At 40.3% G+C, this 8795-nt stretch carries 7 protein-coding genes; 4 read left to right on the forward strand and 3 right to left on the reverse strand.

Annotated features, from left to right (window positions below; translation table 11 throughout):
* Positions 1-264: 264 nt before the first annotated feature.
* From EA365_09860 to EA365_09870, 3 genes are all read right to left on the reverse strand, one after another.
* Positions 265-720, reverse strand: coding sequence for a nitrate reductase associated protein (locus EA365_09860; GenBank protein TVQ44606.1), 456 nt, complete (start codon positions 718-720; stop codon positions 265-267).
* Complete coding sequence (locus EA365_09865; protein ID TVQ44607.1) at positions 717-2882, reverse strand: nitrate reductase; 2166 nt, start codon at positions 2880-2882, stop codon at positions 717-719. Before EA365_09865 ends, EA365_09860 begins: the two co-directional genes overlap by 4 nt.
* Positions 2883-2993: 111 nt before the next feature.
* A complete protein-coding gene (locus EA365_09870) occupies positions 2994-4055 on the reverse strand; it encodes a potassium channel protein (protein TVQ44608.1) in 1062 nt (353 codons plus the stop codon).
* Positions 4056-4216: 161 nt separating this feature from the next.
* On the opposite strand from EA365_09870, the gene EA365_09875 reads away from it, so the two are divergent.
* The 4 genes from EA365_09875 (at position 4217) to EA365_09890 (ending at position 8587) form a co-directional block, all read left to right on the forward strand.
* Positions 4217-5422 (forward strand): aspartate aminotransferase family protein, encoded by a 1206-nt coding sequence (locus EA365_09875; protein ID TVQ44612.1) that lies wholly within the window; start codon positions 4217-4219, stop codon positions 5420-5422.
* A 77-nt stretch (positions 5423-5499) separates the two neighbouring features.
* Positions 5500-6339, forward strand: coding sequence for a phytoene/squalene synthase family protein (locus tag EA365_09880; protein ID TVQ44609.1), 840 nt, complete (start codon positions 5500-5502; stop codon positions 6337-6339).
* An 81-nt stretch (positions 6340-6420) separates the two neighbouring features.
* The gene (locus EA365_09885) at positions 6421-7311 is read left to right on the forward strand and encodes a hypothetical protein (GenBank protein ID TVQ44610.1); all 891 of its coding nucleotides are present in this window, start codon (positions 6421-6423) and stop codon (positions 7309-7311) included.
* Between the two features lie 64 nt (positions 7312-7375).
* On the forward strand, positions 7376-8587 hold the full coding sequence (locus EA365_09890; protein TVQ44611.1) for an FAD-dependent hydroxylase: 1212 nt from the start codon (positions 7376-7378) through the stop codon (positions 8585-8587).
* Positions 8588-8795: the final 208 nt, after the last annotated feature.

Consider the following 8795-nt stretch of genomic DNA (forward strand, 5'->3'; position numbering starts at 1 on the left):
GAGAGAGCCAAAGGGTTCTCTTGTAGAATCTCTAGAAAAGACTTTAACTTATTTTCAAGTCCAGCATTTAGAATCTTTTCTAAGTCCGCTACCGCCTTTTTACTGAAAACAATCTTCCACATAGTACTACAGGATTCCTAGATCCTTGGCACTTGTCCATTCTTCGTTAGGATTGCTTTCGATAAGAATAGCTCACAACCACAATAGTACGTGATTACGTACCCTTTGGCAATCGTTACTGCGAACTCATTCCCCTCTTCCCTCTTAGGTAAGATTAAATTCTAGTAAAGCAGGATAAAAATTGCTATTCTCGTGACTAGGGCGACTCAATTTAATTAAAGCGAAGCGTTGTAGGGGTGTCAGACTTTGCCATTGTGTTATACTGATAGTAATGGCAAATTCTAAGGCTTTAGCCCTTACTTCTGGAGGGATAGTATTAGCATCTAGCCAAGGTGGCTTAGGGTTAATGGCTATTTCTGCAGCCGGTGTGCTAGTTTTTTGCACTATCAGACTCTGGAGGAAGTTTTTATAGGCTATAGCTTCGTTGTTATTATTACAGGGGAGAGAGACTAACAGTTGTCTTTCTTCTCCACTAAAGTTATTCCAGTGAGTCAGTTTTAATTTAACACCACAGGTATCTAGTTTAAATCGCACTATCATGGGGATACAACGTAAGTTATCCACAAAATCGGCTTCAAAGTTGAAAAATTCGGTTTTCATAAACTACTCAAACTCATAGAGGATGTCTTCTGGGGTTGTTGAAGATTATTGACAGGAATTAACTGTACTGCACAAGCTTTAAGTTCTGGTTGTCGAGAAGTAGGACAAGCTTCGGGGTGAGTGAGACTATTAGCTTCAGCGTCATCAGCCCAAAGACTACCCCAGTGCATAGGTACGAAGACAGTACCTGGGGTAATATTTTTAGTGATTTGAACGGGAAAACGTGCTTTACCCCTAAGTGATCGCACTTCTAACCATTCAGTATCGTTGATATTCAGCTTAGCTGCGTCTCGGGGATGAATTTCTAAAAAGGGATGGGGGTGCATTTTGTTAATTTTAGCAATATGACCTGTGCGAGTTTGGGTATGCCAATGACCATAGAGTCTGCCTACGGTAAGAATATAGGGGTAATCAGGGTTAGGTGGTTCAGCTAATCCTCGCGAGTGATAAGCGCCAAATCTAGCCCGCCCATCGGGTGTTAAAAAGCGAAAATCAGTATATAAACGTTGATTATCTGTTGATTGTCCTTCACTACAGGGCCATTGTCTTGGACCATGAATACTTAATTTAGCGTGAGTGATTCCCGTCATGTCACAAAGACGACCTCGGGTTAATTGGACAAATTCAGCGTGAACAGCAGCAGCATCGGAAAAGTTGAATTGTTGCGTAAATCCTAGTCTTTTGCCGACTTCGGCGAAGATTTGCCAATCGGCTTTAGCTTCTCCTGGTGGTAAGCGAAATTGAGGGAGGATAGTAACCATACGTTCAGAGTTGGTCATTGTCCCTGTTTTTTCACTCCATTGAGCAGCAGGTAAGAGAATATGAGCATAAGCTGAGGTTTCTGTGGGGTAGTAGGCGTCTTGATAGATGGTAAAGGGAGATTTAAGTAGGGCTGCTTTGGTACGTTCTAAATCTGGCATACTCACTGCGGGGTTAGTAGCTGCTATCCACAGTAAACCTACTTCTTGTTGTTCTAACCCTATAATCATTTGCCAGACATCTTTTCCTTTGTGAGGGGAAATACTATTTGAAGGTAATCCCCAAAATTGTTCTACTTCGCGACGGTGTTCGGCGTTGACTACAGAACGATAACCTGGTAAGAGTTGGGCTAATCCTCCTGCTTCTCTTCCTCCCATGGCGTTAGGTTGACCGGTTAAGGAAAATGGTCCAGCTCCTGGTTTACCTATATTCCCTGTCATTAGGTGTAGATTAATTAGGGTTCTAGCTTTAGCTGTTCCTTCTGAGGATTGGTTAATACCCATAGACCATAGAGATAATACTCGATGGGCTTCACTCCAGTATTTAGCGGCTTGAATAATTTCATTAACGGATATTCCACAGGTTTTGGCTACTCTTTCTGGGGGATATTCGGCGATGATTTGGGCGTATTGGGGAAAGCCTTGGGTACATTCATCGATAAAATAGCTGTCAATTGCTCCCCATCTTAATAGTAGGTGGGCTATCCCATTGAGGAGGTCAATGTCTGTTCCTGGTTGGATAGCTAGGTGTAAATCAGCTGCTTCTGCGGTTTTAGTACGACGGGGATCGACTACGATTAGTTTGGCTTTACGATTTCTTTTGAGGTGTTTATGGAGACGGTTAAAGACTATGGGGTGACATTCTGCTGTGTTAGTACCGATTAAAAAGGCACAGTCGGTTTCTTCTAGGTCATCATAACAACAGGGTGGACCATCACTCCCCAAGCTTTCTTGGTACGCAGATACAGCAGAAGACATACACAGACGAGAATTAGCGTCAAAATTATTTGTTCCTAGACAACCTTTGAGCAGTTTTTGTGCTGTATAATAATCTTCAGTATGAAATTGACCAGAACCATACATACAGATAGCATCTGCACCTTGGGTACTGCCTACTAGTTTTATACGTTCTACTATTTTGTTTAGGGCTTCATCCCAAGTGCAACGTCGAAAGGGTTGTTCGAGGGATTCCCTAATCATCGGGTATTCTAAACGATTGTTGGACAAAGATTCAGTAACTGTTGCTCCTTTGACACAGACCATCCCTTGACTAGAAGGGTGGAGGCGATCGCCTGTGACTTTCCAGGTGGGGTTAACGGATGCTGTATTTGTTTTCTGGAGTAATACTTGTAACCCACAACCCACACCACAATAAGGACAAAGAGTTTTTACTGAGTCAATCATACTTGATAATTACTATTTTAACTCTTTATTGTTAAAGACTCTTTTGGTCAAGGTTGTTTAATTTGCTACAATCTTAATGTAATTATGCTGATTTTGCATTTAGTTTATGCTTTAAAATTGCTGTTTAGGTAATCGAGGTGAATTAGAAGACATTGGACCGAGGATACTATTAAGTAAGCGCAATTGTTCTGCTGTTCCCATACAGATGACTAAATCTCCAGCAAATAAGCGTGTATCTCCCGTTGGACCAGGGATTAAATCCCCATTACTACGACGAATAGCTAACACTAAAGCTCCAGATTGCGATCGCAGTCTGGCTTCACTCAGGGTTTGTCCTACATAGGGACAAATATCAGGATCTAAGAGAAATTCTTCTAGATAAAAAGAGCGTTCAGTTCCTGTTAAAATACCATCAACAAAGTCCATGACTTGAGGTCTCACTGCTACCGCTGCTAACCGCTTACCACCAGTAATATATGGGGATACAACGGCGTCAGCTCCAGCTCGTTGTAACTTTTTAACCGCTTCTTCGGTACTAGCTCTAGAAATAGCCCGGATTTTAGGATTAAGGGTTTTAGCTGATAAAACGGTATAGAGATTTTCAGCGTCGGAACTTAAAGTAGTAATTAGACAAACGGCTTTATCTATCTTAGCCTTCTGCAAAGATTCATCTAGGGTTGCATCATCTTGAATGACTAAATATCCCAAGTTTTGTGCTTTCTCTACGGTGTCTGATTGAGAGTCAATGACAATAAAGGTGACTCCCTCAGCTTCTAATTCTTGAGCTACTTGTCTTCCTGTACGTCCAAAACCACAGAGAATATAATGATTATCTAAATTTTCGATCATCCTTTGTTCCTGTCTCCTGCGAATACCTGCTTGAAAATAACCTTCAATCAAAGCCTCTGTAAAGCGATTCACCATATAACCAATAGTGATTAACCCCATCAAAATTAGCCCCATGGTAAACAGACGTCCTCGCACTCCTAGGGGTTGAACTTCGAGGAATCCCACGGTAGAAAGGGTAATAATGGTCATATAAGCAGCATCTGACCATGACCAACCCTCTACTTGAGAGTACCAAACCGTACCACCTAGGATAATAGATAGCAGGGTAAAAACACCTGTTATTAAGTCTTTCCTAATTTGTTGATATTTTCTTTGGATTAACATTGAGAAGTTTGTATAGAAAAAACTTTGTGCACAATTGAGTACAGTTAGAATAAAGTACAGTAAATCTAACTAAATTTTGTCATTTTCACGAGGATTAATTTGTGAGTCTAGAAACCCTTAATTTACAATCTCCTGTTTTATCTCCCCCAAGTCATTTTGACATGACCGAATTCGATCGCTATGTGATGAAAACCTATGGACGTTTTCCCATCGCTTTAGTTAAAGGAAGTGGTTGTCGGGTAACGGATAACAACGGGAAAGAATATCTGGATTTTGTCGCTGGTATTGCTACTGCTACTTTAGGTCATGCTCACCCTAATTTAATTAAAACGGTAACGGAACAAATTCAAAAGTTACACCACGTGTCTAACTTGTATTATATACCAGAACAGGGAGAATTAGCGCGTTGGATCGTAGAGCATTCCTGTGCTGATAAAGTGTTTTTCTGTAATTCTGGTGCTGAAGCTAACGAAGCTGCTATCAAATTAGTTCGTAAATACGCTCATCAAAAACTTGATTTAGACAACCCAGTTATTTTAACTGCTCATGCGAGTTTTCATGGACGTACTCTAGCTACCATTACCGCAACAGGACAACCTAAATATCAAAAAGATTTTAGCCCTTTAGTACCTGGTTTTGCTTATGTTCCCTATAATGATATCGCAGCGATTGAAAACGCGATCACCGATATTGACGAAGGAAACACCCGAGTTGCCGGAATTATGTTAGAAGCTCTCCAAGGAGAGGGTGGAGTACGTCCTGGTGAACTAGAATACTTCTTAAGATTGCGTAAAATCTGTGATGAAACCGGTATCTTACTCATTTTCGATGAAGTACAAGTAGGGGTAGGACGTACAGGTAAATACTGGGGTTACGAAAATCTAGGGGTAGAGCCAGATATCTTCACTAGCGCTAAAGGTTTAGCAGGAGGTATCCCTATCGGTGCAATGATGTGTAAAGAGTTTTGTAACGTGTTTGAACCAGGAAGTCATGCTAGTACATTCGGAGGTAACCCCTTCGCTTGTGCTGCAGGATTGAGCGTTTTACGCACTATAGAAACAGAAAATATCCTGCAAAATGTTCAACAACGAGGAGAACAATTGCGCACCCGCTTAAGAGCGATCGCCATGAAATACCCTCAATTGTGTAAAGAAGTTCGCGGTTGGGGTCTAATTAATGGTTTAGAATTGCATTCTGATAGTAAGATTACTTCTATTGATGTGGTAAAAGCAGCTATGACCGAAGGATTATTATTAGCTCCGGCAGGTCCAACAGTTGTACGCTTTGTACCCCCATTAATAGTTAGTTCCGAGGAGGTAGAGGAAGCAGCGGTTAAATTGGAGCGAGCGATCGCCGCGACATTGTAATCTGATTGGGGGTGGTTTTTCTGAGCTTCCCCCTGTATGCTAAATCTTAAAAATTATTGGCGTGAGGAGTTTAATTGATGAATTTACGTGACAATGCCTTAGAAATCTTAAAAGAAACCAGTAGAACCTTTTATATACCTATTTCTCGTTTACCGTCAGAGTTGTTAGAAGCGGTTGCTTCAGCTTATCTCTGTATGCGAGCGATCGATGAGATAGAAGATCATCCTACCTTAAATAATCTCACTAAAGCTAAATTATTACGTCGTCTTAGTTTAAATTTACAAGCTAGTTCTGAACATTACCACTTAGAAAATTTTACCGCAGGATTAACTACAGATGAGGATAACTTACCTGAAGTAAGTCTGCGCCTCGGGGAATGGTGTTTATTAGCTCCTCAGACTATAGCTCCTAGAATTTGGGACGCTACCGCAGCCATGGCGGATCGCATGGCTTATTGGTCTGAGCGTAATTGGTATATCGAAACCGAAGGAGATTTAGATAGTTATACTTTTAGTGTAGCAGGTGCAGTAGGTTTATTGCTATGTGATTTATGGGCTTGGTATAATAATACTCAAACTAATCGTATGTACGCAGTTGGTTTTGGTCGAGGTTTACAGTCGGTAAATATTTTACGCAATCACCGCGAAGACAAAGCTAGAGGTGTACATTTCTTCCCTCATAATTGGGATATTAAACAAATGGAGGCTTATGCACGTCGTAATTTATATCTAGCTGATTGTTATACTAAATCATTACCGCCTGGACCTGTGCTAGATTTTTGTCAAATTCCTTTAGCTTTAGCTCATGGTACACTAGAAGTTATGGCTCTTGGTCAAGAAAAACTCACCCGCAGCGATGTTTTAGCTTTAGTTGAAAAGGCTTCGAGTAGTTTGGCTTGGAATTCAGAAGCTGTATAACTAATCGGGCGCTTTTAATAAGCGCCCACGAAATTGTTAAACTAAAATCAGTTCAATAATTTATTAAGAGTTCTCTAAGCTATGTCAACATCTAAAGTATCTCTGAACTCACGCTATCTCAAAGCAAGATTAAAACGGTTTACTCGTCCTTTATTTTTAACTTCTCTAGGGGTAATTTCTTTTTTTAGTTTTTGTGTGTGGGAATATTCTCGTAATCCGGAATGGCGATCGGCTAGTCTTGATTTAAATAATGCTCCTTCTACTACTGAAGCGGGATTTTCTGAAATTATTGCTCAACAGTCAGAAAACACCGAAGTTGTTAACTACGAACAACCTACCTTAAATATGACTTCTCAACAGCCAGGATTCTTAGAACAATGGTTAGAAGCAAAAAGGGCTGAATCAAGTAGTAATTTTTATCAACCTTTAAGCACTACTAATCAAACTCAAGTTACTACTAGTCGAGGTAATTATTCACCAGAACAAGTTTTACAAAACCCTAGAGTGCAAGAATATCGTACCTTGCTCAAGAATAATTCAGCAAGTGCTAGTACTGAAGATGCAGAGCAGCTGCAGTTGGTTACTTCTACGAGTACAAGAAATAGAACTCCTCGCTTGACGGTTTTAGATGCAGCTATGTTACGCATTAATGGGAGAGGAAGACAACAAAACCAACCTGTAGATAATCAACTCACAGCACAAAATACACCTACTGGTCCTTCTGGATATACTTGGGGAGTTACTCCGAGAACTTCTGGAGTCAGACAAACCCCTCCTCCTTCTACTCCTAACAATAATCCACAGCCACAGTCAACACCAACTGACCAGACTACTAGTGTAGAAGAGACTACTGTTAGGCAACAAACACCCTCAACAGGTGGGTTTAATTATAATACTAATGTAGGTACTAGTCCTATTTCCCAACCAATCCCTCAAGTATCACCCAATGTACCTACCTATGGTTATCCTTAAAGATTGGCACAAGTTAACATAACTTAACTAAAATAGGAGAAAGAGCTGTTTTAAATCAAAAAAAATGAACTTTCAGCAACCTAATTTAGATTATGATTTAGTAATTATCGGTGGGGGTATTGTAGGCACTACTCTCGCTGCTGCTTTGAAAAACTCTGGTTTGCGCATAGCTATTATCGAAGCTTTACCCCTAGAAAAAACCCTTAAAAGACAAAGAGCTTATGCTCTTTCTTTGATGTCTGGACGTATTTTGACAGAGATAGGCGTATGGCAAGAAATTTTCTCAAAAATAGCTAATTTCTCTCATATCAGTCTATCTGACGCTGATTATCCACAATTGGTGCGCTTTAATACTAGTGATTTAAAAAGCAACTATTTGGGTTACGTTGCTGAGCATGAGCCCTTACTAAGTAGTTTACAAGATTTTGTAGCGGATTGTCCTAGGATTGAATGGTTAGCTCCGGCTGAAGTACAGCAAATAGAGTATAGAGATGATCAAGCTAATCTCAGGGTTAATCTTGAAGGAGAAATCAAGGAGATTAGCACTGCTTTAGTAGTGGGTGCAGATGGCGCTAAATCACGCATACGTGAATGGGCGCAAATTACTACTAGAGGTTGGAAATATTGGCAATCTTGTGTAGCTTTTATGATCAAGCATGAAGCTTTAGAAAATAATGTAGCTTTTGAGCGTTTTTGGACTACAGGTCCAATGGGTATATTACCTTTACCAGGTAATCGCTGTCAAATCGTTTGGACTCTTCCTCACCAAGAAGCAACAGCTGTAAAACAGTTAACTGACCAGGAATTTATGACAAGATTGGCTAGACATTTACCTGAGTCTTTGGGTAACTGTGAGTTGATTGGCGATCGCCTAGTTTTTCCTGTGCAATTAATGCAGAGTAAATGTTATGTCAAACCGAGATTAGCTCTTATTGGTGATGCTGCTCATTGTTGTCATCCTGTAGGTGGACAGGGTTTAAATCTCGGGATTCGCGATGCTGCCGCTTTAGCTGAAGTGATCAATCAAGCTACTAGGCAAGGTGAAGATATTGGGGCTTTGGCGGTGCTTAAACACTATGAAAATTGGCGAAAATTAGAGAATTTAACGATTTTAGGCTTTACTGATTTATTAGATCGCCTTTTTTCTAATGATTGGTTACCTGTGGTTATCTTACGACGTTTTGGTCTGTGGTTAATGATTCATATTCAATCTCTTAAGGTGGAAGCACTTAAATTAATGACGGGATTAAAGGGAAGACATCCGAAATTCTCATAAGGTTAGGTGGAACGGTGGAACGGTGCTTTTTCCAGATAGCATAATACTTAGAGATGACAATAGACTTAAAAAGGAAACAGTATGTAGGATGTAGGGGGTAGGGTTGAAAGTTTCTAATTATTCCCCGAGAATTGTCATTGATAAGATTTTTTGTCTATCTTAATCGCGCTTACAGTGGTTCACTCTGGTTATTGACATAAGTTTTTAA

The sequence above is a fragment of the Gloeocapsa sp. DLM2.Bin57 genome, from assembly GCA_007693955.1.
In the GTDB taxonomy this organism is placed as follows: Bacteria; Cyanobacteriota; Cyanobacteriia; order Cyanobacteriales; family Gloeocapsaceae; genus Gloeocapsa.

Coding starts and splice junctions, on each gene's coding strand:
- EA365_09860 (TVQ44606.1), bottom strand. CDS start 720: ATGAAAACCGAATTTTTCAACTTTGAAGCCGATTTTGTGGATAACTTA.
- EA365_09875 (TVQ44612.1), top strand. CDS start 4,217: ATGACCGAATTCGATCGCTATGTGATGAAAACCTATGGACGTTTTCCC.
- EA365_09880 (TVQ44609.1), top strand. CDS start 5,500: ATGAATTTACGTGACAATGCCTTAGAAATCTTAAAAGAAACCAGTAGA.
- EA365_09870 (TVQ44608.1), bottom strand. CDS start 4,055: ATGTTAATCCAAAGAAAATATCAACAAATTAGGAAAGACTTAATAACA.
- EA365_09865 (TVQ44607.1), bottom strand. CDS start 2,882: ATGATTGACTCAGTAAAAACTCTTTGTCCTTATTGTGGTGTGGGTTGT.
- EA365_09885 (TVQ44610.1), top strand. CDS start 6,421: ATGTCAACATCTAAAGTATCTCTGAACTCACGCTATCTCAAAGCAAGA.
- EA365_09890 (TVQ44611.1), top strand. CDS start 7,376: ATGAACTTTCAGCAACCTAATTTAGATTATGATTTAGTAATTATCGGT.